Here is a 24,728-nt window from a genome sequence, read left to right as displayed (position 1 = left end):
CACCTGTAGGCCTGATAAGACGCATCAAGCGTCGCATCAGGCACTATGCTCAAATGCCGGATGCGGCGTGAACGCCTTATCCGGCCTACGCACACTATATCAGGCTAAGGCCGAATTACTGCGCGGCTTCCGCCTTCTTCGCCAGACCATCCAGCAGTTTCTGATGGATCCCACCAAAACCGCCGTTGCTCATCACCAGAATATGGTCGCCAGGCTGAGCGGTTTTCACCACCATATCTGCCAGCGTATCCACATCGCCACTCCAGTGTGCAGGCTGAACGCAGGCTTCTGCCACTTCTGCCACCTGCCACGGAATATGCGCTGGTTGCAGCAGGAAGACTTCATCGGCACGACCTAATGAAGGTGCCAGATCGTCTTTGCAGATCCCCATTTTCATGGTATTCGAGCGCGGTTCCAGCACAGCAATAATGCGCGCCGTACCGCCAACTTTGCCACGCAGCGCCGCAAGCGTTGCCAGAATCGCCGTCGGGTGATGGGCAAAATCGTCATATACCGTGACGCCATTCGCTTCACCACGCAACTCCAGACGGCGGCGAGCGTTAATAAACGAACCCAGCGCGTTAGCGGCATCTGCCGGCGCTACACCAACATGGCGAGCCGCCGCAATCGCCATCAGGCCATTGTGCATATTATGTTCGCCTACCAGCGACCATTTCACTTCGCCCACTTTTTCGCCATCCAGCAAGACTTCCCATTCGGAAGCATCGGTGGTCAGCTTTTTCGCCTGCCAGTGACCCTGCTCACCCACCAGCTCCTGCTCGCTCCAGCAGCCCATCGCCATGGTCTGTTTCAGGTTGATGTCGTTTTCCGGCCAGATAATACGGCCCTGCCCCGGAACGATACGCACCAGATGGTGGAACTGTTTCTGGATCGCTTTCAGGTCGTCAAAGATATCGGCGTGATCGAACTCAAGGTTGTTGAGGATCAGCGTACGCGGGCAGTAATGGACAAATTTAGAGCGTTTGTCGAAGAAGGCGCAGTCATACTCATCCGCTTCGATAACAAAGAAGTCGCTTTCGCCCAGACGCGCCGAAACCTCAAAGTTCCCCGGCACACCGCCGATCACAAATCCCGGTTTGTAACCGCACTGTTCCAGAATCCAGGTCGCCATTCCCGCGGTGGTAGTTTTGCCGTGTGTACCGGCAACGGCCAGCACCCAGCGGTCGCGCAGCACAAAATCGTGCAGCCACTGCGGACCTGACATATAAGGGATGTTTTTTTCCAGTACCGCTTCCACACACGGATTTCCACGGGTCATGGCGTTGCCAATAATCACCAGATCCGGCTGCGGATCGAGCTGGCTGGCATCGTAACCCTGAATCAGTTCAATGCCTTGCTTCTCAAGTAAGGTGCTCATCGGCGGATACACATTGGCGTCCGAACCCGTTACTTCATGGCCTAACTGGCGCGCCAGCATCGCCAGACCGCCCATAAACGTGCCACAAATTCCTAAAATATGAATGCGCATACGTCACTATCCTTTTTTAATCTGCCGCTCATTTTACGCATATGTCGGGCAAGTGAGAAACGCATTTCAGGATAATCCGCAATTTGCTGGCGCGATTCACCTGAGCGCAACATTCCGATTATTTGTTAAGATTGTTACGGTCGCTTTACTCCATAAACATTGCAGGGAAAGTTTTATGAAAACGTTAGGTGAATTTATTGTCGAAAAGCAGCACGAGTTTTCTCATGCTACCGGTGAGCTCACTGCTTTGCTGTCGGCAATAAAACTGGGCGCCAAGATTATCCATCGCGATATCAACAAAGCAGGACTGGTTGATATCCTGGGTGCCAGCGGTGCTGAGAACGTGCAGGGCGAGGTTCAGCAAAAACTCGACTTGTTCGCTAATGAAAAACTGAAAGCCGCACTGAAAGCACGCGATATCGTTGCGGGCATTGCCTCTGAAGAAGAAGATGAGATTGTCGTCTTTGAAGGCTGTGAACATGCAAAATACGTGGTGCTGATGGACCCACTGGATGGCTCGTCCAACATCGATGTTAACGTCTCTGTCGGTACCATTTTCTCCATCTACCGCCGCGTTACGCCCGTCGGCACGCCGGTAACGGAAGAAGATTTCCTCCAGCCTGGTAACAAACAGGTTGCGGCAGGTTACGTGGTATACGGCTCCTCTACCATGCTGGTTTACACCACCGGATGCGGTGTTCACGCCTTTACTTACGATCCTTCGCTCGGCGTTTTCTGCCTGTGCCAGGAACGGATGCGCTTCCCGGAGAAAGGCAAAACCTACTCCATCAACGAAGGAAACTACATTAAGTTTCCGAACGGGGTGAAGAAGTACATTAAATTCTGCCAGGAAGAAGATAAATCCACCAACCGCCCGTATACCTCACGTTATATCGGTTCACTGGTCGCGGATTTCCACCGTAACCTGCTGAAAGGCGGTATTTATCTCTACCCAAGCACCGCCAGCCACCCGGACGGCAAACTGCGTTTGCTTTATGAGTGCAACCCGATGGCATTCCTGGCGGAACAAGCGGGCGGTAAAGCGAGCGATGGCAAAGAGCGTATTCTGGATATCATCCCGGAAACTCTGCACCAGCGCCGTTCGTTCTTTGTCGGCAACGACCATATGGTTGAAGATGTCGAACGCTTTATCCGTGAGTTCCCGGACGCGTAATCTCCTGCGCCTCTCCACACGGAGAGGCGTTTTTATCGCTGCGCAATGTTGACTCTTGTCACTGGCGAACTCTGACGATTCTCCCACAGCACCGTTAATCCACGCTGTAATGCTATAAAAATAAACAACAAAATACCGATGGCGATTTTCGTCCACCATGAGCTCAGCGTGCCATCAAAGTTTATGTAAGTCTGAATCAGTCCCTGAATCGCCACGCCAAAAAGCGTCCCTAATACCGTTCCAACGCCACCGCTCAGAAGCGTACCGCCAATTACCACTGAGGCGATAGCATCCAGTTCCACACCTACGCCCGCCAGCGCATATCCGGCCTGGGTATAAATCGAGAAGACAATCCCCGCCAGCGTTGCCAGTCCGGTGGAGAGCATATAAATGCGAATAGTGGTGCTGCGAGTGGAAATCCCCATCAGGTTCGCCGACGTTGCGTTGCCGCCAATGGCGTATACCTGATTACCAAAACGGGTACGATGCGCGAGGAAAATACCGATAACCACCACCGCCAACATCAGCAGTCCCATCGCACTTAAGCGACCGCCGCCAGGGATTTTCCACGCAAGGCTTGAGAGCGTGTCATAAATGGGATGGTTTATCGGAATCGACTCTTCCGAAACGAGATAGCTGACACCGCGCAAAAAGAACATCCCCGCCAGGGTAATGATAAATGCCGGGATCTTCAGGGCGTCGATCAAAAGCCCCATAAATGCGCCGAAGGCACAGCCCATCACCAGCACTAGCGGAAACGCCAGTAGCGGCGAGAGGCCGAAATCGCCAATCACTTTTGCCAGAAACACGCCAGTAAAGGCGATCACCGAACCGACGGAGAGATCGATCCCACCGGAGAGGATCACAAAGGTCATGCCAACGGCAATGATCCCAAGAAAGGCGTTATCGGTCAGGATATTGCAGATCACTCTTGTGGAAGCAAAACCGGGAAACTGGGTCAGGCAGTAAAGATAACCCAACACAAAGACGCCGATGGTGATCATCAGTGGCAAATTACGTTTTATCACGGCTACGTACTCCTTTAATCAGACTGATAAAGCGTTGCGACTGGACAATCAGCACGCAAAGAACCACCACCGCTTTTACAACCTGGTTCATCTCTGGCGGAAAGCCCGAAAGCAAAATTCCGGTGTTCATCCCCTGAATAATCAGCGCCCCCACCACCGAAAGCAGTAGGTTAAAACGTCCGCCCATCAGCGATCCGCCGCCAATAACCACCGCGAGAATGGCGTCCAGCTCCAGCCATAACCCGGCGTTATTGGCATCGGCACCGCGAATATCCGCCGCTATGATAATGCCCGCAATCGCCGCACACAGCCCGCTCAACACGTAGGTAAGCATGACGATGATCCGCGTGTTTACCCCGGCATTTTTTGCCGCCCGAATGTTGATACCAACGGCTTCGATAAACATCCCCAGCGCCGTTTTGCGGGTCAACAGCCAGAACAGGATAAGCGTCAGCACCGCGATAATGACCGGCGTTGGCAGGAACAACAGCGATCCACTGCCAAACCATGAGAGATCCGGCGAGTTAAACGTGACGATCTGTCCGGAGGTGATCAGTTGCGCCACGCCGCGCCCGGCGACCATCAGGATCAGGGTGGCAACAAACGGCTGAATTTTGAGGATCGCTACCAGTATGCCGTTCCACAATCCCGCCAGGATGCCAGTGCCCAGGGCGCTTAACAAAACAATCGGCAGGCTGAATCCCGCGACCGTCATCGCAGCCGTTGTGGCTCCGGCGATAGCCATCACCGCCCCCACGGAGAGATCAATCCCACCTGTTGCGATCACCAGCGTCATTCCGATAGCCAACAGCGCAACGGGGGCCGCACGGTTAAGAATGTCTATGGGGCTACCGAATAAACGCCCATCCTGGAGCACCACCTGCCAGAAATGCGGGGCCACCAGGCTATCGACCAGCAGCACCAGCAACAGTGCCGCCAGCTGCGGCATTCCCGTTGGCCAGCGAAAGCGCCTTTTCGGCGGCGTAGTGTCCGGGAGAGATTGAGGCATCACACTGTTCTCCTTACGCCGCAATGGCGTTCATGATCGCCGGAACGGAAAGCTCTGCCAGCGGGATCTCCGCCACCTGTTTGCGATCGCGCATGATGATCACCCGGTCGGCATAGCCCACCAGTTCTTCCAGTTCGGAGGAGATCACCAGCAGCGCCAGACCATCGGCGCATAGCGTTTCAATCAGGCGGATGATCTCGGCGTGGGCACCAACATCAATGCCGCGAGTTGGCTCATCAAGGATCAGAAATTGCGGTCGGGTCAGTAGCCAACGTGAAAGCAACACTTTTTGCTGATTGCCGCCAGAGAGAAATTCAATCGGTTGTTCAGTTGAAGGTGTGCGAATGCCAAGCTGGCGGATAAAGCGTTCGGCAATCTCTTGCTGTTCTTTGCGGGAAATGGGACGTAGCCAGCCGCGCTGGGCCTGGAGAGCGAGGATGATATTTTCCCGCACCGAGGCGGCAGCGATGATGCCATCGGTTTTCCTGTCTTCCGGGCAGAAGCCAATGCCCAGTACCGAAGCCTGATGTGGCGATCGCAGGTTTTGCGGTTTGCCTTTGATCAACGCCGTGCCGCTGTCAGCAGGTTTGATACCGAAGATCACTTCGGCGGTTTCGGTACGTCCTGATCCCAGCAATCCAGCCAGACCGACGATCTCGCCGGGGCGTACTTCGAGATCAAACGGTGCGATCGTTCCTTTTTTGCCGTAATTTTTGAACGCGGCAACGGGTTTGTCGCTCAACAATGTTCGCCCGGCACGCTGTAGCGCGTGGGTATCCAGCTCGCGCCCCAGCATCATTTTTACCAGTTCGATCTGCGGTAGCTCGCACGTTTCCCGACAGCCTACGAAACTGCCGTTGCGTAAGACGGTGATCCGATCGCTGACCTGATAGACCTGATCGAGAAAGTGAGTGACAAAAATCAGGCTGACGCCGCGATCGCGCAACTGACGCATCAGGTCAAACAGTAACTCCACTTCCTGGGTGTCGAGACTGGCGGTGGGTTCATCGAGGATCAGCACTTTGGCAGAGAGATCGATAGCCCGGCAAATAGCGACGATTTGCTGCATCGCGACTGAAAAGCGGTTGAGCGGTTCGCGCACGTCGAGGGAGAAACCGTAAGATGCCATCAGTTCGGTGGCGCGCTTTTCCATCTCTTTGCGGCGTAGAAGGCCGAAGCATTTGGGTTCGCGGCCTATAAATAGATTATCAGCGACCGACATATTGGGTAGCAGGTTTACTTCCTGATAGACGGTGCCGATACCGAGTTGTTGTGCATGGGCGGTATTTTTCGGTGAGATAGCCTGGCCTTCCAGCCAGATGGTGCCGCGATCGGCGTGGTATACACCAGTTAATGCTTTGATTAGCGTTGATTTTCCTGCCCCGTTTTCACCGAGCAGCGCCATGATTTCGCCGCGGCGCAGGCTGAAATCAACGTTGTCTAACGCTTTGACGCCGGGGAAAAATTTACTTAATCCTTCGGTGCGGAGGATCTCCTGGTGTTGGTTAGTCGTCATGGTTTCCCCCGGTGTAAAGCGTGCTCCCAGTAGGCATGATAAGACGCGGTAAGCGTCGCATCAGGCTTCAGCGCACCACCGCCGGATGCGGCGCGAGCGCCTTATCCGGCCTACGAATCGGCATCAGGCATAGCAACCCTCAATACCCCATATTTTTCTTCTTCTCTAACTCTTCTTTTGCGGTATCAGGCAGATAAAGGGTGGATTTGGTCAGCGTCAGCTTTTCAGGCATGGTGCCGTCTTTTTTGTATTTCTCCAGCGCGTCGAAGGCGGGACCTGCCATATTCGGCGTCAGTTCAACACTGGCGTTCGCTTCGCCATCAATCATCGCTTTGTAGATATCCGGTACGCCGTCGATAGAACCTGTCAGAATATCTTTGCCTGGTTTCAGGCCCGCTTCTTTAATTGCCTGAATTGCACCAATCACCATGTCGTCGTTATGGGCGTAAACCATGCAGATGTTTTTGCCGTTGTTTTCCGCTTTGATAAAGCTCTCCATGACTTCTTTGCCTTTACTGCGGGTGAAGTCACCTGACTGCGAGCGGATAATTTTGATATTTGGCGCATTCTTAATGGCTTCGGCAAAGCCTTTCTTACGGTCAATGGCGACGCTGGCCCCAACAGTGCCCTGCAGCTCCACCACGTTGCATGGTTTGCCATTCACTTCTTTTACCAGCCAGTCACCAATCAACTTGCCTTCGAGAATGTTGTCGGCAGTGACGGTGGTCATATAGAGAGATTTGTCTTTCACATCAATAGAACGATCGAGCAAGAAGACCGGGATTTCGGCATCTTTCGCCTCTTTTAATACCGGTTCCCAACCCGTCGCAACCACCGGAGCGATAAAGATCGCATCCACCCCTTGCGCGACGAAGGAACGTACCGCTTTAATCTGGTTTTCCTGCTTTTGCTGACCATCGGCAATTTTCAGCGTAATTCCGCGTTTTTCGGCCTCACTTTTCGCCACATTGGTTTCTGCGGCGCGCCAGCCAGATTCCGATCCGACCTGCGAAAATCCTACGGTTAATGGAGCGGCCAACGCCATAGACGACATGGCTGCCGAGACTGCAGAGACTACAAGTAAGCGTTTCCACATAGGGTTGTCCTCGTCGGGGTAATTATTATTGGTGAAAAGATGTTCGCGAAAAAACTATAGACAATTCGTTATGTAACGGATTGCGTTACATCACACTTCAAAGAAGTAAATAAAACGTTAATCACAAGTTTGTAATCGCTTTCATCTCACTATGAAAAATGCGGCTACGGTTATGGATTTTCCTGCTCTGTATACCGTCTTAAAATTGGCGAAAAAGGAAAATGAAGACGAAAACAAGCGAAGACATTCGGCGCGAGTTGGCTATAATACTCGGCACTTGTTTGCCACATATTTTTAAAGGAAACAGACATGAGCTTACTCAACGTCCCTGCGGGTAAAGATCTGCCGGAAGACATCTACGTTGTTATTGAGATCCCGGCTAACGCAGATCCGATCAAATACGAAATCGACAAAGAGAGCGGCGCACTGTTCGTTGACCGCTTCATGTCCACCGCGATGTTCTATCCGTGCAACTACGGTTACATCAACCACACCCTGTCTCTGGACGGTGACCCGGTTGACGTACTGGTCCCGACTCCGTACCCGCTGCAGCCTGGTTCTGTGATCCGTTGCCGTCCGGTTGGCGTTCTGAAAATGACCGACGAAGCCGGTGAAGATGCGAAACTGATTGCGGTTCCGCACAGCAAGCTGAGCAAAGAATACGATCACATTAAAGACGTAAACGATCTGCCTGAACTGCTGAAAGCGCAAATCGCTCACTTCTTCGAGCACTACAAAGACCTCGAAAAAGGCAAGTGGGTGAAAGTTGAAGGTTGGGAAAACGCAGAAGCCGCTAAAGCTGAAATCGTTGCTTCCTTCGAGCGCGCAAAGAATAAATAAGTTCTTCTAGCGCAATAACCCTGAACGCCGGGCTTCGGTTAGTAAGGGTTTTTTTATGCCCGCGATAAATAAACTCTCTATTCCACCATCATTATTCTCAGCGGTTGCAAGGCTTGAACGGTAAGAACAAGCAAACCCGACCACCATTTTGCTGTTCATAGCCACTTGCTGGAAGTTAGCCGACCTCACTCATACTCACCGTTCAAAGCGTGCCCCCGTTTTACCCCTGCACATTTGTGAACGCCAGCAGAGTTTTGTATGCGATTGCAGATATGGAAAGCGGCTCGGAGAGAAAAGCAAAAGATGGAAAAGTTACAAAAAAAAATCGCGAGATACATCGCATAAAACAACGCCACCCGAAGGTGGCGTGCTTTTATTATTACTTATCCCTGTCTAACCAGTCGCCGCTTTCAATTAGCTTTAATCCATCGACGGGTCGTTGATAAACGTACATCCATGCACTCCCGTACGGCGTCTGAATCAACTGGCGCGCGTATTCACCGCCCCTGGTGCGCAAGGCATCAAGTTCGGCCAGCGTGGCGTTGTCAATACGATAAACTTCACCGTGTACTGTTCCGTTCCCCGGAACTGCGCCTGGATAGTGGCCCAGGCTATACAACTGGTAGTTATCGATACTGAAATCGCCCAGTAACTGGGCATTGGTCATCCAGTGACTGTTGCCTTGTTTGTGGCGTAAACTGCCGTAGACAAATATTCGCATTGCTAAAACTCGAACTGATAGAGCAAATCCAGTGCCTGGTCTACACCAGACACGGCTTCCAGATATAGCTTAGGCATCAGGCGATAACGTAACGTGAGTGTTGCTATAGAGTCAAATATACCCACGCCGTATTTCACTTGCAGACCTGGCAATACATAGCCGCTGACCACTACCTGGGAGGAGTCGCCTACTCCCTGGGTGTCGAGCGCTAAATTGCTTACGCCAAACGTCTCGCCGATTTTACCCACAATCTGGCCACTTTGCGCAACCCCCAGACCAATCAGCATCGAGGTCATTGCCGCACTGTCGCTCTGATCGCTCTCCAGCCCTTGTCCACGTAGCAAATAAGACAATGCAGCTTGTTGCGACATCGCCGGGTCAGAGAAGATCTCCGCTTTCGGTTCGTCCGCCAGACCAGTGACGCGAACTCCGGCGATTACGTCGTCTTCTGTAGCATCCGGGTTACGAATAGCTTCAATATTAAGATACGGTTGATCCGGCGGACCAGAGAACAGTAACTCACCTTTACGCACAATCAGATCCTGACCATAGGCATGGAAGCGCCCTTCAGGGATGTTGATCTGCCCGTTCAGGCCCAGCCCTTGTTTGTCCTGAACGACGTTAAGATCGCCCGTCAGCCGCGCTTTCAGGCCAAAGGCGTCAATGCGCACATTGTTGCCAACGTGGACAATCAGGTTACTGTTAATCGGAATCGACGCCGTTTTCGGCTCTTCCGGTTGCAGGTTATCGTTAAGCATCACCACATCGCTGGAGACGCCTACTGCGCTTTCCGGCAGATCGTGCACCACGATGCGCGCCCACGGGACATCCACGCGACCATCGAGGGTAAACAGGTTTGGTGTAGCCTCGAAGACAACATCTGGCGATACATCCATTCGTACCATCGGCGGCACGGTGATCCGCACTTTACTGCCTTTCGCCGTTACCCGCGCCCGCCAGTTTTCAATTTGGCTCCAGTCGGCATCACCGTTCAGGTAGATTTCACCCTGCTGGGTCCGTACTGTACCGGCAAGCGTCGAGCGCATACCATTAAAGTTGACCGCAAGCTGGCTCGGTTGCATATCAAACGGCATAAAGTTGCCGTCGATATCCACACCCGTAACCTGAAGCTGACCAAACAACTGCGGGCTTTGCACATCACCACCCAGACGCAAGTTGGCACTCACCATCCCCGCTGCTTTTTCCCCACGGGTAAAGATGGGGTTTATCATCGCAAGGTTGAAGTTACGGATATTGACGTTGCCACCAAGATTACGGCGGCCTTGCGGATCGGTCACCTGCACCTGTCCATCAAACTGGCCGTTATTGGTCAGGCGGATGGTCCAGCCCAATTCGGCACGGTTGTTACGCAATTCCGCCGTCAGATTCAGTGTCTGAAACGCCACGGGCAGCGCCGCATCGTTGACGGTTTGCGTTACCTGCACGTTACGCCCCGAAAGGGTGATACTGCCCTGCGGCAGCCCCTCTTTCGTGGTGTCCCAGGCAACATCCGCTTTACCCGTGAAGATACCGCTGGCCTGAGTGGTTTCTGGCATAAACGGTTTCAGCATGGCGAGGTCGAAGCGGTTGAGATTCACCACCGCACGCCCTTCGGCCCCCGCATCGATAGTTTGCGGCACGCACAGTTCCGCATTCGGGTTAAGCCAGCAGTGTGGCCCGATGCTGATTTTTTGCTCCTTATTGCGGTAATCCAGCGCAATATCGCGGGTCAGCGACCACGGGCCGACCGGCGTCTGGAAGCGGGTATTGCTAAGAGTTCCCTTCCAGCGTTCTTCTTTGCGATCAAAACTTCCTGCCAGATTAAGCTGCCCGGAGACAGGCTCGCCCTGAATCCGCAACTGTAGCTCGTGCTGCTTTTCGCTGCCTTTGGCATTCAGGGTGACGAGGTTGATATTGACATCCGGCTGCGAAATTTGCTCAACGCGTACGTCGAGTTTACCCGCAATCTGATCGGTGGATTTGATATCGCCTTCCACGCGAACCTGCGCCACGGAAAGTTCCTGCCAGCGCAGGCCGCGCGCGGTGATATCTGCCAGTAGTTGTGGCGCTTCCACCGTGCCGCGTACTTTCACCAGCCCTTTCGCTGTACCGCCAAGCCCCGGCAGCGCGTTATCCAGACCCGGCGCGTTGATGGTGGCATCAAGATTGAGATCTTTTACCCCCAGCTCGCCTTTCACTTCGGCACTGTTTGGCCCCAGTTCCAGATGCAGCCCTGGGATCATCCACTGCATATAACTGTTGCCTTTCAGCGTGCCGTCAACGTTCACTTTGTTCTGTTTGACGTTACCGGTCAGCTTCAGTTCTGGCACCTCCATCTGCCAGGTGCCGCCGTACAGGCTACCGCGGGTTTTAATCAAGCCATTGAGTTTCGACGGCCACTCCGGGAACTCTTTGGCGGTGTTAATGCCATTAAGCGTTAGCTCACCGCGCCAACTAATGGCCTGCTGCCAGTCGAGCAACGCCTTGAGTTCAGTTTTCCCTTCCAGCGCCGCGACGGTGAGTTTGTCGAGATTGACCTGCTGTTCATTACCTTTGGCATCAAGGGTAATGGTGGCTGGCGGGATCTCCTGTCCCTTCACTGCCGTACGCATTGAGAGCGTGTAATCGGTCATTTTGCCGGTAAGTTTCAGTTTCAGATCATCCGCCTGATACTGCTTCTCACCAGTGAACGGCCAGTAAAGCTGTTTGCTGTTCACTTCCACGTTGAGTGGCAATCCGGCTTCCGCCAGTCGCGTCTGGGCGCGTAAATCCATATCCACCGGACCGGAAAGGTTAACGCCTATCTCCAGCTGTTCGCGCAGCGCGCCGCCCACTTTCAGCTTCACCTTTTCACCTTTCAACGGCTCCACGTTCAGTGTGCTGTTGAGGGTGATATCCACCGGCCAGTTGTCTGACAGCTGCGCCGTGCCGCTGGCGTTGACGATCCCCTGGTTGGTATCGATATCCAGGGCGTCCAGTTTAGTATTGCCGTCAATGCTGCTCACTTTCAGCAGCATGGTGCGCACGGTGATGTCCGTGTCGCCCGTCACGCGCAGCTGCTCGCCCTTAAACTCTTCAATGTTCAGGTTAAGCGGCAAATGCACGTCGGTCATTTCCGGCAATACCGGGCGAGAAAAGAGATCTTTCAGCGTTTCGCCGAGCGGCTTTTCCTCCGGCTGCGGATTTTCAATTTTCGGTTCGACCACTTCTTCCTGCGCCACTTCCGCCACTTTCGGCAGAGCAATCAGCAGGCCTTTCAGCGACGTCGGTTTCAGGGTCAGGGTTTTCTCCTGCCAGTTCAGGCCGGAGGTGAAGTCCATCACCGACACCGTGGTGTCATCAATCTTGATGTTGACGTTGTCCAGCGCCACCCGTGTCAGGGTGATGGGATACGGCGTGGAGAGATCCAGCGGACCGCTATCTTCCTCTTCTTCAACCTGTTCAGAAGGAGGCATTTTTTTACTGTCGATGTTGACCTGAATGTCTTTCAGCGCCAGGTCATTAATACAAACGCTACTGTTCCACAGGCACTCAAGACCGACCGCCAGATGCAGATTACCCGCTTTTACCGCCACGCCTGGCTGCTCATAACGAACGTCAGACAAGGTGAGATCGCGCCAGCCGCCGGTGACCTTGCCAATATCCAGTCCTGGCACCCAGCGATCCGCCGCTTTAAATACAAGATGCAGGCCGCTGGTGGTGCCCACCAGAAACGCCACCGATCCCAGCAACAGTAAGATAACGATAACCACGCCGAGGCTGATTTTTTTCCATAAACTCATAATTCTGGCCCCAGACCGATGTAAAACTGTAACCCGTGTTCGTCTTTATCCGCGACCGGTACGGCAAAATCGAGTTTGATTGGCCCGACCGGCGATTCCCAGCGCACGCCGACCCCGGTACCGGTTTTAAAGTCGCTGCGGCGAATATCGCTTACCGCTTCGCCACTATCGACAAACACCGCGCCCCACCATTTTCCGGTCACGTTGTACTGGTATTCCAGCGATCCGGTTATCAACTTCGAGGCCCCTTTCAGGTCACCGTTGGCGTATTTCGGGGCGATAGATTTGTATTTGTAGCCGCGAATACTGCGATCGCCCCCGGCGAAGAAACGCAGATCCGGCGGTACTTTGTCGAAATCACCGGTTTCAATCCAGCCCAGCGTGCCGCGTGTAACGAAACGATGGCGATCGTACAGTGTGCGGATCCAGACGTTCTGCGCCTGGAAAACGGAGAAATCGACATCTGAACCCCAGGCCGTGTTGGAGTAGTCGATAGAGTAGCGTTGCGAGTCGCCCCAGGTTGGCATCAGGCCACCACGAGAACGCGTGCGGCTAATCATCACACCAGGATAAAACAGCATCGTGGTGTTGGTAATTTCACCCTGGGTAAAGTGGTCGAGGCTCCAGCGCAGGTTAATGGCACGCTGCCAGCCGCTGGAGAGATCCCAGTAGCGAGAAGCCACCAGCGTAGTGGAGTCAGATTCGGTATCGTTCAGGTCAGTGCGCTTAAAACCGCCCTGCACCAAATAATATTGTTCCAGTGGATTCTTCAGCAGCGGCATTTTATAGCTGAAGTCGAGGGTCTGTTCCGGCGCGGAAATACTGGTACTGGTGGTCAGACTGTGACCATAAGAGTTCATCCACGGCTTTTTCCACGTCGCTTTCACGCGCGGTCCCACGTCCGTAGAGTAACCGCCCCCGGTTTCGATGGTGTTTTCTGTTCGCGGCGAAACCACGCCCGTCAATGGTAATACTTTCGTTTCGCGCGCTTTATCAAATTGTGGAGCCACCACCACCGAGTTAAACCAGCCGGTAGCAGAAAGTCGGCGGTTCAGTTCCGCCAGATCTTTCGATTCGTACTCATCGCCCTCTTTAAACGGCACCAGATTTTGCAGGTATTCATCGCGGATTTGTGATCCTTCAAAGGTCACATGCCCAAAGCGGTAACGTTCGCCACTGTTATAATCAATATCCCAGAAGGCTTTATGCAGGCCGAGCGCAATGCCCAGCTGCGCTTTGGTAAATTCGCTATCGAAATAACCTTTACGCAACGCAATGCTGGTTAAGGACTTTTTGAAATTTTCATAATCGCCCTGGTTCAGCACCGTGCCAATAGCCGGGCGAGTATCGAGCAATTTCAAATAGTCTTTATCGGTCCGCGCGCCGCCGCGCAATACCACATCGGTGCCGCCAATTAACACCGGCACGCCTGGCGTGACTTTGGCGATCAATACCTGCCGCCCTTTCTTTGGCGGTGGACGGAGATCAAATTCAATGGTCGGCTGGTAATAACCCAGCGCTTTCAGACCTTCGCGGATGGCATCATCGACGCGTGCGCGAAAGCGACGGTCTGGCGTCACTTCATCACTTTCAATCGTAGAAAGCTGCGCACGAACGTTCTTTTCCAGCTGTCCCGATAACCCCTCGACCTGTAGACGGACGTTCGCGGCGACGGCAGATCCGCTTAAGCAGAGTAAGCTTACACAGCATAACTGTCGGATATAGCGCACATTTTCTCCTGAATATCCTTTTTTCCTGCCCCTGGAACGCCGTTAAACGGCTTAACAAAAATCCAGTAATATGGATTAAAAAGCAGACTAAACCCCAAATATTTCTTATGTTTTACTTTAGACCTATTCACGGTGGTTATTGTGTGCAAATACGCCTCTTGTTACAACCTTAACCCCAATGACCGATTTTCGGGAGAGCGACACCATGAGTTTATTTGATAAAAAGCATCTGGTTTCCCCCGCCGATGCCCTGCCTGGACGTAACACCCCGATGCCCGTAGCCACGCTGCATGCGGTCAACGGTCACTCAATGACCAATGTACCTGACGGAATGGAGATTGCCATTTTTGCGATGGGTTGTTTCTGGGGTGTGGAGCGTCTGTTCTGGCAGTTACCCGGCGTTTACAGCACCGCCGCAGGCTATACCGGAGGCTATACGCCAAATCCGACTTATCGGGAAGTGTGCTCCGGTGATACGGGTCATGCCGAAGCGGTACGCATTGTTTACGATCCTTCCGTCATCAGCTATGAGCAGTTGCTACAGGTATTTTGGGAGAATCACGATCCCGCCCAGGGAATGCGTCAGGGCAATGACCACGGCACGCAGTATCGTTCAGCGATTTATCCGCTGACCCCAGAACAGGATGCCGCAGCTCGCGCCAGTCTGGAACGTTTTCAGGCGGCGATGCTTGCCGCCGATGACGATCGTCACATCACCACGGAAATCGCTAACGCCACACCGTTTTATTATGCCGAAGATGACCACCAGCAATATCTGCATAAAAACCCGTATGGTTACTGTGGAATTGGCGGAATTGGCGTCTGTCTGCCACCGGAAGCATAGCGTTACGGGTACAAATGTAGATTGTTGATAAAGTGCGCTTTGTTTATGCCGGATGCGGCGTAAACGCCTTACCAGGCCTACAAAATCGTCCAAATTCAATATATTGCAAGGACTGCGTAGGCCTGATCGGCATAGCGCATCAGGCAGTATTGCATTTATCAGCAGTCTGAATTTTAACCCTCTGGCGACTTTACAGTACCTTACGCTATACTAGCCACTGAAAATGCCGGTTCACTTTCTTCGAATCGGCTTTCAATGTGTATTTCACACAAATTAATCAACTTCCCCTTCCGAGGATCTGGCCTGAAAGGTCGGATAAGATATGTTAAACAGTATTTTAGTCATACTCTGCTTGATCGCTGTAAGTGCGTTCTTCTCGATGTCCGAGATCTCGCTTGCCGCCTCACGCAAAATCAAACTTAAACTGCTGGCTGATGAAGGCAATATAAATGCCCAACGCGTTCTGAATATGCAGGAAAATCCCGGCATGTTCTTTACCGTGGTCCAAATCGGTCTGAACGCAGTGGCGATTCTCGGCGGTATCGTCGGTGATGCGGCATTTTCTCCAGCTTTTCACAGCCTGTTCTCCCGCTATATGTCGGCAGAGCTCTCTGAGCAACTGAGCTTTATTCTCTCTTTCTCGTTAGTGACTGGCATGTTTATCCTGTTTGCGGATTTAACCCCGAAACGCATCGGTATGATTGCGCCAGAAGCGGTAGCTTTGCGTATCATCAACCCGATGCGCTTCTGCCTGTACGTATGCACCCCGCTGGTGTGGTTCTTCAACGGCCTGGCGAACATGATCTTCCGTATTTTCAAACTGCCAATGGTACGTAAAGATGACATCACTTCTGATGACATCTACGCGGTAGTGGAAGCCGGTGCGCTGGCGGGCGTGTTACGTAAACAGGAACACGAGCTGATTGAAAACGTCTTTGAGCTGGAATCCCGTACCGTTCCGTCTTCAATGACACCGCGTGAAAACGTGATTTGGTTTGATCTCCACGAAGATGAGCAAAGCCTGAAGAATAAGGTGGCGGAACATCCGCACTCTAAGTTCCTCGTCTGTAATGAAGATATTGACCACATCATCGGTTATGTCGATTCTAAAGACCTGCTGAACCGCGTGCTGGCTAACCAAAGCCTGGCACTGAACAGCGGCGTACAAATTCGCAACACGCTGATTGTACCGGATACGTTAACCCTTTCAGAGGCGTTGGAAAGTTTTAAAACCGCAGGTGAAGACTTCGCGGTGATCATGAACGAGTACGCGCTGGTGGTGGGGATCATCACCCTCAACGACGTGATGACCACGCTGATGGGCGATCTGGTCGGTCAGGGGCTGGAAGAGCAGATTGTCGCCCGTGATGAGAACTCATGGCTGATTGACGGCGGCACCCCAATTGACGACGTCATGCGCGTGCTGGATATTGACGAGTTCCCGCAGTCGGGCAACTACGAAACCATCGGCGGCTTTATGATGTTTATGCTGCGTAAGATCCCGAAACGCACCGATTCGGTGAAATTCGCCGGCTACAAATTTGAAGTGGTGGATATCGATAACTACCGCATCGACCAGCTGCTGGTGACCCGGATCGACAGCAAGGCCACCGCCCTTTCGCCAAAACTGCCTGACGCTAAAGATAAAGAAGAAAGCGTCGCGTAACCCCCAGAAACATCAACGGCTCCTGAATCAGGAGCCGTCTTATTACTGCATAGCACTTTGGTTAAGCCATCTCTGTTTGCAGACGCATAACCTGACGGTTAACTTCGGACATCACTGACAAATGCAGCTTATCCTTCACTTTTGGGATAAGAATCTTACCCTTATCAAATTCAAAAGCGCCAACGTCCTTGATGTATAACCGTCCACGGAACAGGATCTTTACGTACTTCGCCACCTGAAGTGGGTTGTACCGTTGGAAAATTTTCATTGTTATCTCCTGCTGAGTATTACGCCTGTGCGGTGCCACAATCGGCCCAACTATTATGAGGCGCAAATTTTAATGCTTAGTGACTATAGACTATCCGGGCAATGTTTCCACCGCGTATAACTTTTTTTACCTAAAGGTTACAATTATTCAGAATTATCTTTTTACCGAAGCGCGGTCTTCAGTATAAGCATTCATTTTTCATATGATTTGTGCGCTTGACCGCAAACTGGCATCACACTTGCGGGAAATTCGATAAATAGCACATATGATTAAAACTCAGACACCAAGTGGTCGGATCACCTGCATATCATAAGAAGGAAACACCATGACCCTACGCAAGATTCTGGCACTCACCTGCCTGCTGTTGCCGATGATGGCTTCCGCACATCAGTTCGAAACCGGTCAGCGAGTGCCGCCGATTGGCATTACCGATCGGGGCGAGTTGGTGCTTGATAAAGATCAGTTTAGCTACAAAACCTGGAACAGCGCGCAGTTAGTGGGAAAAGTGCGAGTACTGCAACATATTGCTGGTCGCACCTCTGCAAAAGAGAAAAACGCGACGCTGATTGAAGCGATTAAATCAGCGAAGTTACCGCACGATCGTTACCAGACCACCACCATTGTTAACACCGACGACGCGATTCCGGGTTCCGGCATGTTTGTGCGCAGCAGTCTGGAGAGTAATAAAAAGCTTTATCCCTGGTCGCAGTTTATTGTCGATAGCAATGGCGTCGCGCGCGGTGCCTGGCAGCTGGATGAAGAAAGTTCCGCTGTAGTGGTGCTGGATAAGGATGGTCGCGTGCAATGGGCCAAAGACGGGGCGCTCACACAGGAAGAGGTGCAGCAAGTGATGGACCTGCTGCAAAAGTTGCTCAAATAATGGCAATAACATAAATTCTGCAAAAATAATTTTCCCCTATCGTTATCTATGGGATAGGGGAATTAAGTCTCTTAGTTCTTACGCCGAACTCATACTGGTAACGCTAGTTGCTCTTTTTTAAATGCCTCAATGGTCGATTTATATTTCTCGCAAATCTTTTCTTTGGTAATATTACTATCTGCGGCCAGATTCGCACTTACTATCGCATCCACTTGTTCGGCTAATTCGACTTGTTGGCAACCTGCATTAACCAGAAAATTATAAATAAGAGAGTAATCTTCATCCTCCAAAACAACAGAGGAACCATTACGAAAACGTTCACCCCCTCCATAGATTTTAAGCGCAAAGCCCAAAGATTCTATGACTATGGCAAAATTATCATCAATTATTTTTTCGTAAATATACCATCCATCGCATTCTTTAATTCCACAGCCTGGTATTTGGAGTTCAAATTTACCCCGTTTTAATTTGCTTACTATATCCTCCAATAAGGCATAACCGAAAGATACGTCACCAAACGCCTGGCGAATATAACCTTTAATCCTTTTTGGTATGTCAGACTGTTTTTTCTGCAAAATATCACAGGCATACAATCTTCTGTTTTGTTCTAACGGAAACTCGCGGTTTTTGAAATCCATGAATGAGTTATACTCATTTATTGTTATGGGAATTTCTTCGTATTCAAATCCACTGCCTCGCAATGTCATTGTATATTCGGCACCGTTATCTTTAAGGCTGAAACTGATAAGAAACTTATCCATGGCTTTAACAGTTTCATTTTTTGATGAAAGCACTTGATAACTATCTTTATCAATCTGAGTTGCGCAACGAAAAAACTCCCACAAAGTTAACAGGCTATCATAATTCGAAACCCAATCTTTTTTCTTAAATGCATGCTGAATATTATTAAAAAAAATTGTTTGAATGTGTTTTTGTATGCGATGATTTTACGAATAACTCCACCGCACCAATAAAATTATTGTGTCTGATCCTGGGTAACATATGGCTACCTTATTTTATTTGGTTATTTTATGTCGCCATTAAATATCTCATTATAGAAGTAAACTATCAAAAAACGCTCATTATTAAAATGTAACTTATTAGCAATTGAATTTTTGCACTTTAAATACAATCTCTTTTTATTTATAACTTTTTAGGTTGGGAGAAATCAGGATGGCAGAATCAGGAAATACACTGTTTCTGCCATCTGAATTTAGTAAATAGACACTCTGAACCCCGGATTCAGGAACGACTCGCGCGGAGTGTAATCCAGCGGTTTACCCTGCCAGTCGTGAACGTGCGCTCCGGCAGCTGCAGCCACAGCATGTCCAGCGGCGGTGTCCCAAATATTCGTTGGTCCGAAGCGCGGGTACAGCTGCGCCTGTCCTTCCGCCACCAGGCAGAATTTCAGCGAAGAGCCGATGGACGTGGTCTGATGTTCGCCAAGCTGTTGCAGATACTCTTTCAGCTCCGCATCTGCATGGGAACGGCTGATAACCACCAGCGGCGGGCGCGCATCGCGGACCTGAATCTGCTTGCGCACACCGCACTCTTCTTTCCAGGCCTTGCCTTCTGCCGCGCTGTACATTACGTTCATTACCGGCGCATACACCACACCTAAAATCGGTTTGCCATGGTCAATGAGCGCAATGTTAACGGTGAATTCGCCATTACGTTTAATAAACTCTTTAGTACCATCCAGCGGGTCTACCAGCCAGTAACGCTGCCAGTGCTGACGGACTTCCCAACCGGGAGGATCTTCTTCAGAAAGGACCGGAATATCCGGTGTCAGCGTACGTAAACCGTCCATGATAACGGTGTGTGCGGCAATATCCGCTGCCGTTACCGGAGAATTGTCCGCTTTGCTGACGACGTCCATCGGTTTCGTCCCGTCGTAGACCTGCATAATGGCATCGCCTGCATTCCGTGCAAGCTGGCATACTTGATCTAACATTTCTCCACCTCGTCTCTGTGAGCGGTGTTAACTTATTGTTTTACTTATACCCTATCGTTAATGAATGCGCCAACTGTGATAGTGTCATCATTTTCAAAGCGTAAAATTGTGGCATTCTTCACTGTTCTATAAGTAAGACGTTTATTCTCCCTTTTCTTTCGTATTCCCGATGATAAAAGGATGTCCCTGATGATTAAGTTTAGCGCAACGCTCCTGGCCACGCTGATTGCCGCCAGTGTGAATGCAGCGACGGTCGATCTGCGTATCATGGAAACCACTGATCTGCATAGCAACATGATGGATTTCGATTATTACAAAGACACCGCCACGGAAAAATTCGGACTGGTACGTACGGCAAGCCTGATTAACGATGCCCGCAATGAAGTGAAAAACAGCGTACTGGTCGATAACGGCGATTTGATTCAGGGGAGTCCGCTGGCAGATTACATGTCGGCGAAAGGATTAAAAACAGGTGATGTTCATCCGGTTTATAAGGCGCTGAATACGCTGGATTATACGGTCGGTACACTCGGCAATCATGAATTTAACTACGGTCTGGATTACCTGAAAAATGCGCTGGCGGGAGCGAAATTCCCTTATGTAAATGCCAACGTCATTGACGCCAGAACCAAACAGCCAATGTTTACACCGTATTTAATTAAAGATACCGAAGTGGTCGATAAAGACGGAAAAAAACAGACGCTGAAGATTGGCTATATTGGCGTCGTGCCGCCGCAAATCATGGGCTGGGATAAAGCTAATTTATCCGGGAAAGTGACGGTGAATGATATTACCGAAACCGTGCGCAAATACGTGCCTGAAATGCGCGAGAAAGGTGCCGATGTCGTTGTCGTTCTGGCACATTCCGGGCTGTCTGCCGATCCGTATAAAGTGATGGCGGAAAACTCAGTTTATTACCTCAGTGAAATTCCGGGCGTTAACGCCATTATGTTTGGTCATGCTCACGCCGTTTTCCCGGGTAAAGATTTTGCTGATATCGAAGGGGCTGATATCACCAAAGGCACGCTGAATGGTGTTCCGGCGGTAATGCCGGGCATGTGGGGCGATCATCTTGGGGTGGTCGACTTACAACTCAGTAATGACAGCGGTAAATGGCAGGTGACGCAGGCGAAAGCGGAAGCTCGGCCGATTTACGACATCGCCAATAAAAAATCCCTCGCGGCGGAAGACAGCAAGCTGGTAGAAACACTCAAAGCCGATCACGATGCCACACGCCAGTTCGTCAGCAAGCCAATCGGTAAATCTGCCGACAATATGTATAGCTATCTGGCGCTGGTGCAGGACGATCCGACCGTGCAAGTAGTGAACAACGCGCAAAAAGCGTATGTCGAACATTACATTCAGGGCGATCCGGATCTGGCAAAACTGCCGGTGCTTTCAGCTGCCGCACCGTTTAAAGTTGGTGGTCGCAAAAATGACCCGGCAAGCTATGTGGAGGTGGAAAAAGGCCAGTTGACCTTCCGTAATGCCGCCGATCTTTATCTCTACCCCAATACGCTGATTGTGGTGAAAGCCAGCGGTAAAGAGGTGAAAGAGTGGCTGGAGTGCTCCGCCGGACAGTTTAACCAGATTGATCCTAACAGCACGAAACCGCAATCACTCATCAACTGGGATGGTTTCCGCACCTATAACTTTGATGTGATTGATGGTGTGAATTATCAGATTGATGTTACCCAGCCTGCCCGTTATGACGGCGAGTGCCAGATGATTAATACCAATGCGGAAAGGATTAAGAACCTGACCTTTAATGGCAAGCCGATTGATCCGAACGCCATGTTCCTCGTTGCCACCAATAACTATCGCGCTTACGGCGGCAAATTTGCCGGTACGGGCGACAGCCATATCGCTTTTGCTTCACCGGATGAGAACCGCTCGGTGCTGGCAGCGTGGATTGCTGATGAGTCGAAACGTGCGGGGGAAATTCACCCGGCGGCAGATAACAACTGGCGTTTAGCACCGATAGCTGCCGATAAGAAACTGGATATCCGTTTCGAAACTTCCCCGTCAGATAAAGCCGCAGCGTTTATTAAAGAGAAAGGGCAGTATCCGATGAATAAAGTCGCGACCGATGATATCGGGTTTGCGATTTATCAGGTGGATTTGAGTAAGTAAAACACTTCTTTTTCGGCCTATAAATCATCAATCGCATCCGGCATTTATTGGCGGATGCGATGCTGGCGCATCTTATCCGCCCTACAAGTCATACACCGTAGGCCGCGCATCCGGCAGTTATGCCGCACGTTCATCCCGCACCGCCAACACCTCGGGCAAATTCAACTCAATCCAGTCCGCCAGTGCAGCAACCTTTTCGCTCACCTGCTCGCCCAGCGGCGTGAGGCTGTATTCCACATGCGGCGGCACCACCGGATACGCGATACGGTTAAGAAAACCATCCTGTTCTAACGCCTGTAACGACTGCGCAAGCATCTTTTCGCTCACCCCGCCGATTTTGCGCCGCAGGTCGCTAAAGCGATGAGTACCTTCGCGTAGCGCCACCAGAATCAACACCCCCCAACGGCTGGTGACGTGTTTCAACACCTCGCGCGACGGGCACTGTTCCGCAAAGAGATTACCCTCTTTCAGTTGTTGCGACAGGCTAACCTGACTCATTTCATACTTACCTTTTTGTACGTACTTACTAAAAGTAAGTTTAGGTGTTAGCGTATTTAAACACAAGACAAAACGATGGAGACTTCCCATGATCGCTATTACTGGTGCCACTGGCCAACTTGGTCACTATATTATTGAATCCTTGATGAAAACGGTTCCTGCCAGCCAAATAGTGGCTATCGTTCGTAATCCGGCAAAAGCCCAGGCTCTGGCAGCACAAGGCATTACCGTGCGTCAGGCTGACTACGGCGATGAAGCCGCACTGACATCTGCACTTCAGGGAGTGGAAAAACTACTGCTGATCTCTTCCAGCGAAGTGGATCAACGTGCCCCGCAGCATCGTAATGTTATTAATGCCGCAAAGGCGGCTGGCGTGAAATTTATCGCTTATACCAGCCTGCTACATGCAGATACCTCCCCGCTCGGCCTCGCCGATGAGCACATCGAGACGGAGAAAATGCTGGCTGATTCTGGCATCGTTTACACCCTGCTGCGCAACGGCTGGTACACCGAAAACTACCTCGCCAGCGCCCCGGCAGCACTGGAACACGGCGTATTTATCGGTGCGGCGGGCGATGGCAAAATCGCCTCAGCAACGCGGGCAGATTATGCGGCAGCTGCGGCACGCGTGATTAGCGAAGCCGGTCACGAAGGCAAGGTTTACGAACTGGCGGGCGATAGTGCCTGGACGTTGACACAGTTAGCGGCAGAGCTGACCAAACAGAGCGGAAAATCCGTTACCTATCAAAATCTGAGCGAAGCCGATTTCGCCGCGGCACTGAAAAGCGTCGGACTGCCCGACGGACTGGCGGATATGCTGGCGGATTCTGACGTTGGCGCATCGAAAGGTGGTCTGTTTGATAACAGCAAAACGCTTAGCAAATTGATTGGCCGCCCAACGACAACGTTAGCCGAAAGCGTAAGCCATCTTTTTAATGTTAATAACTAGTTAATTAAAGTGGCATCCTCCCGCATCCTCTCTGATAATGACGGGATGCCGGGAGCAATCATGTCTGCTTCCTGAACTTTCTTCTGACAGACCAATGGATGCCAGTAATGATTAGCGGCGTGCTGTACGCCCTGTTAGCAGGGTTGATGTGGGGGCTTATTTTTGTCGGGCCGTTGATCGTACCGGAATACCCGGCGATGTTGCAGTCGATGGGGCGTTATCTGGCGTTAGGGTTAATTGCGCTGCCCATTGCCTGGCTGGGACGCGTGCGTCTGCGTCAGTTGGCGCGTCGGGACTGGCTTACCGCCTTGATGCTCACTATGATGGGCAACCTCATTTATTACTTCTGCCTTGCCAGTGCCATTCAACGTACTGGCGCGCCTGTTTCCACGATGATTATCGGCACCCTGCCGGTGGTCATTCCTGTCTTTGCCAATCTGCTTTATAGCCAGCGCGACGGCAAACTCGCGTGGGGAAAACTCGCCCCGGCACTGATTTGTATTGGCATCGGCCTGGCGAGTGTGAATATTGCTGAGTTAAACCACGGACTCCCCGATTTTGACTGGGCACGTTATACCTCTGGCATCGTGCTAGCGTTAGTTTCCGTGGTCTGCTGGGCATGGTATGCCCTGCGCAACGCCCGCTGGCTGCGGGAGAATCCCGACAAACATCCGATGATGTGGGCGACGGCGCAGGCGCTGGTCACACTGCCGGTTTCTCTCATCGGCTATCTCGTCGCCTGTTACTGGCTGAATACGCAAACGCCGGACTTCTCCCTACCTTTTGGCCCCCGTCCGCTGGTGTTTATTAGTCTGATGGTTGCGATAGCCGTGCTTTGCTCATGGGTTGGCGCACTCTGCTGGAACGTCGCCAGCCAGCGATTACCGACAGTGATTCTCGGGCCGCTGATCGTTTTCGAAACACTGGCAGGTTTGCTGTACACCTTTTTGATACGCCAGCAAATGCCGCCGCTGATGACGCTGAGCGGTATCGCGCTGTTAGTGGTTGGCGTGGTCATTGCAGTCAGAGCAAAACCAGAAAAACCCTTAACTGAATCTGTCTCAGAAAGTTGACATACTGGCTGTGAGTTAAATAAGCCTCTGCTACGTAAGGGTTATAGCTTTTGCCTTAAAGATGCATTTAAAATACAT

Annotated in this window: 19 protein-coding genes and 1 pseudogene; 8 read left to right on the top strand and 12 right to left on the bottom strand. The window is 51.5% G+C overall.

Annotation, left to right across the window (positions count from 1 at the left end; translation table 11 throughout):
* Positions 1–115 precede the first annotated feature (115 nt).
* Entirely contained in the window at positions 116–1,489 is a 1,374-nt protein-coding gene (gene mpl, locus ACJHX3_RS04940) for a UDP-N-acetylmuramate:L-alanyl-gamma-D-glutamyl-meso-diaminopimelate ligase (RefSeq protein ID WP_001219792.1), read from the bottom strand.
* A gap of 175 nt (positions 1,490–1,664) precedes the next feature.
* Between mpl and fbp the strand changes: the two genes are divergently transcribed.
* Positions 1,665–2,663 carry a class 1 fructose-bisphosphatase gene (gene fbp, locus ACJHX3_RS04935; RefSeq protein WP_000853753.1) on the top strand — a complete coding sequence of 333 codons (999 nt, stop codon included), beginning with the start codon at positions 1,665–1,667 and terminating at the stop codon, positions 2,661–2,663.
* 32 nt (positions 2,664–2,695) lie between these two features.
* Here the strand turns inward: fbp and yjfF are convergent, their stop codons facing one another.
* The 4 genes from yjfF to ytfQ form a co-directional block, all read right to left on the bottom strand.
* On the bottom strand, positions 2,696–3,691 hold the full coding sequence (gene yjfF / locus ACJHX3_RS04930) for a galactofuranose ABC transporter, permease protein YjfF (protein ID WP_000596015.1): 996 nt from the start codon (positions 3,689–3,691) through the stop codon (positions 2,696–2,698).
* Positions 3,678–4,700: a galactofuranose ABC transporter, ATP-binding protein YtfT gene (gene ytfT / locus ACJHX3_RS04925; protein ID WP_001472755.1), complete on the bottom strand. Its 1,023-nt coding sequence runs from the start codon at positions 4,698–4,700 to the stop codon at positions 3,678–3,680. The genes yjfF and ytfT overlap by 14 nt, the downstream gene beginning before the upstream one ends.
* A gap of 13 nt (positions 4,701–4,713) precedes the next feature.
* The gene (ytfR, locus tag ACJHX3_RS04920) at positions 4,714–6,216 is read right to left on the bottom strand and encodes a galactofuranose ABC transporter, ATP-binding protein YtfR (RefSeq protein ID WP_001472754.1); all 1,503 of its coding nucleotides are present in this window, start codon (positions 6,214–6,216) and stop codon (positions 4,714–4,716) included.
* A gap of 139 nt (positions 6,217–6,355) precedes the next feature.
* A complete protein-coding gene (ytfQ, locus tag ACJHX3_RS04915; protein ID WP_000265933.1) occupies positions 6,356–7,312 on the bottom strand; it encodes a galactofuranose ABC transporter substrate-binding protein YtfQ in 957 nt (318 codons plus the stop codon).
* Between the two features lie 309 nt (positions 7,313–7,621).
* On the opposite strand from ytfQ, the gene ppa reads away from it, so the two are divergent.
* Entirely contained in the window at positions 7,622–8,152 is a 531-nt protein-coding gene (ppa, locus tag ACJHX3_RS04910) for an inorganic diphosphatase (RefSeq protein ID WP_000055070.1), read from the top strand.
* A gap of 379 nt (positions 8,153–8,531) precedes the next feature.
* Here the strand turns inward: ppa and ACJHX3_RS04905 are convergent, their stop codons facing one another.
* The 3 genes from ACJHX3_RS04905 to tamA are packed head-to-tail and all read right to left on the bottom strand — an operon-like array spanning position 8,532 to position 14,385.
* Entirely contained in the window at positions 8,532–8,873 is a 342-nt protein-coding gene (locus ACJHX3_RS04905) for a gamma-glutamylcyclotransferase (RefSeq protein ID WP_001219160.1), read from the bottom strand.
* A gap of 2 nt (positions 8,874–8,875) precedes the next feature.
* The gene (gene tamB / locus ACJHX3_RS04900; RefSeq protein WP_000060950.1) at positions 8,876–12,655 is read right to left on the bottom strand and encodes an autotransporter assembly complex protein TamB; all 3,780 of its coding nucleotides are present in this window, start codon (positions 12,653–12,655) and stop codon (positions 8,876–8,878) included.
* Positions 12,652–14,385 (bottom strand): autotransporter assembly complex protein TamA, encoded by a 1,734-nt coding sequence (gene tamA, locus ACJHX3_RS04895; protein WP_001269308.1) that lies wholly within the window; start codon positions 14,383–14,385, stop codon positions 12,652–12,654. Before tamA ends, tamB begins: the two co-directional genes overlap by 4 nt.
* Positions 14,386–14,590: 205 nt before the next feature.
* Between tamA and msrA the strand changes: the two genes are divergently transcribed.
* Entirely contained in the window at positions 14,591–15,229 is a 639-nt protein-coding gene (gene msrA, locus ACJHX3_RS04890; RefSeq protein ID WP_001295196.1) for a peptide-methionine (S)-S-oxide reductase MsrA, read from the top strand.
* A 322-nt stretch (positions 15,230–15,551) separates the two neighbouring features.
* Positions 15,552–16,895, top strand: a complete 1,344-nt coding sequence (locus ACJHX3_RS04885) for a hemolysin family protein (RefSeq protein WP_000935042.1) — start codon at positions 15,552–15,554, stop codon at positions 16,893–16,895.
* 61 nt (positions 16,896–16,956) lie between these two features.
* On the opposite strand, the gene ACJHX3_RS04880 is transcribed toward ACJHX3_RS04885, so the two are convergent.
* The gene (locus tag ACJHX3_RS04880) at positions 16,957–17,163 is read right to left on the bottom strand and encodes a DUF1107 domain-containing protein (protein WP_000689228.1); all 207 of its coding nucleotides are present in this window, start codon (positions 17,161–17,163) and stop codon (positions 16,957–16,959) included.
* Between the two features lie 325 nt (positions 17,164–17,488).
* On the opposite strand from ACJHX3_RS04880, the gene ACJHX3_RS04875 reads away from it, so the two are divergent.
* Positions 17,489–18,043 carry a YtfJ family protein gene (locus ACJHX3_RS04875; protein WP_000175287.1) on the top strand — a complete coding sequence of 185 codons (555 nt, stop codon included), beginning with the start codon at positions 17,489–17,491 and terminating at the stop codon, positions 18,041–18,043.
* An 89-nt stretch (positions 18,044–18,132) separates the two neighbouring features.
* Here the strand turns inward: ACJHX3_RS04875 and ytfI are convergent.
* Positions 18,133–19,045, bottom strand: a pseudogene (gene ytfI, locus ACJHX3_RS04870) (protein YtfI).
* Positions 19,046–19,256: 211 nt separating this feature from the next.
* A complete protein-coding gene (gene cysQ, locus ACJHX3_RS04865; RefSeq protein ID WP_000886909.1) occupies positions 19,257–19,997 on the bottom strand; it encodes a 3'(2'),5'-bisphosphate nucleotidase CysQ in 741 nt (246 codons plus the stop codon).
* A 189-nt stretch (positions 19,998–20,186) separates the two neighbouring features.
* On the opposite strand from cysQ, the gene cpdB reads away from it, so the two are divergent.
* A complete protein-coding gene (cpdB, locus tag ACJHX3_RS04860) occupies positions 20,187–22,130 on the top strand; it encodes a 2',3'-cyclic-nucleotide 2'-phosphodiesterase (RefSeq protein ID WP_000589477.1) in 1,944 nt (647 codons plus the stop codon).
* 117 nt (positions 22,131–22,247) lie between these two features.
* Here cpdB and ACJHX3_RS04855 read toward each other — a convergent pair whose 3' ends face one another.
* A complete protein-coding gene (locus ACJHX3_RS04855) occupies positions 22,248–22,628 on the bottom strand; it encodes a winged helix-turn-helix transcriptional regulator (protein ID WP_000084622.1) in 381 nt (126 codons plus the stop codon).
* Positions 22,629–22,716: 88 nt separating this feature from the next.
* On the opposite strand from ACJHX3_RS04855, the gene qorB reads away from it, so the two are divergent.
* Positions 22,717–23,577, top strand: coding sequence for an NAD(P)H:quinone oxidoreductase (gene qorB / locus ACJHX3_RS04850; protein WP_094321804.1), 861 nt, complete (start codon positions 22,717–22,719; stop codon positions 23,575–23,577).
* 107 nt (positions 23,578–23,684) lie between these two features.
* Entirely contained in the window at positions 23,685–24,650 is a 966-nt protein-coding gene (locus ACJHX3_RS04845; protein ID WP_001324314.1) for a DMT family transporter, read from the top strand.
* The last annotated feature ends 78 nt before the right edge of the window (positions 24,651–24,728 follow it).

The sequence above is a fragment of the Escherichia sp. WS1265 genome (assembly GCF_046487585.1).
GTDB classification, from domain to species: Bacteria; Pseudomonadota; Gammaproteobacteria; order Enterobacterales; family Enterobacteriaceae; genus Escherichia; species Escherichia coli.
This window is presented reverse-complemented; position numbering and strand designations above follow the sequence as displayed.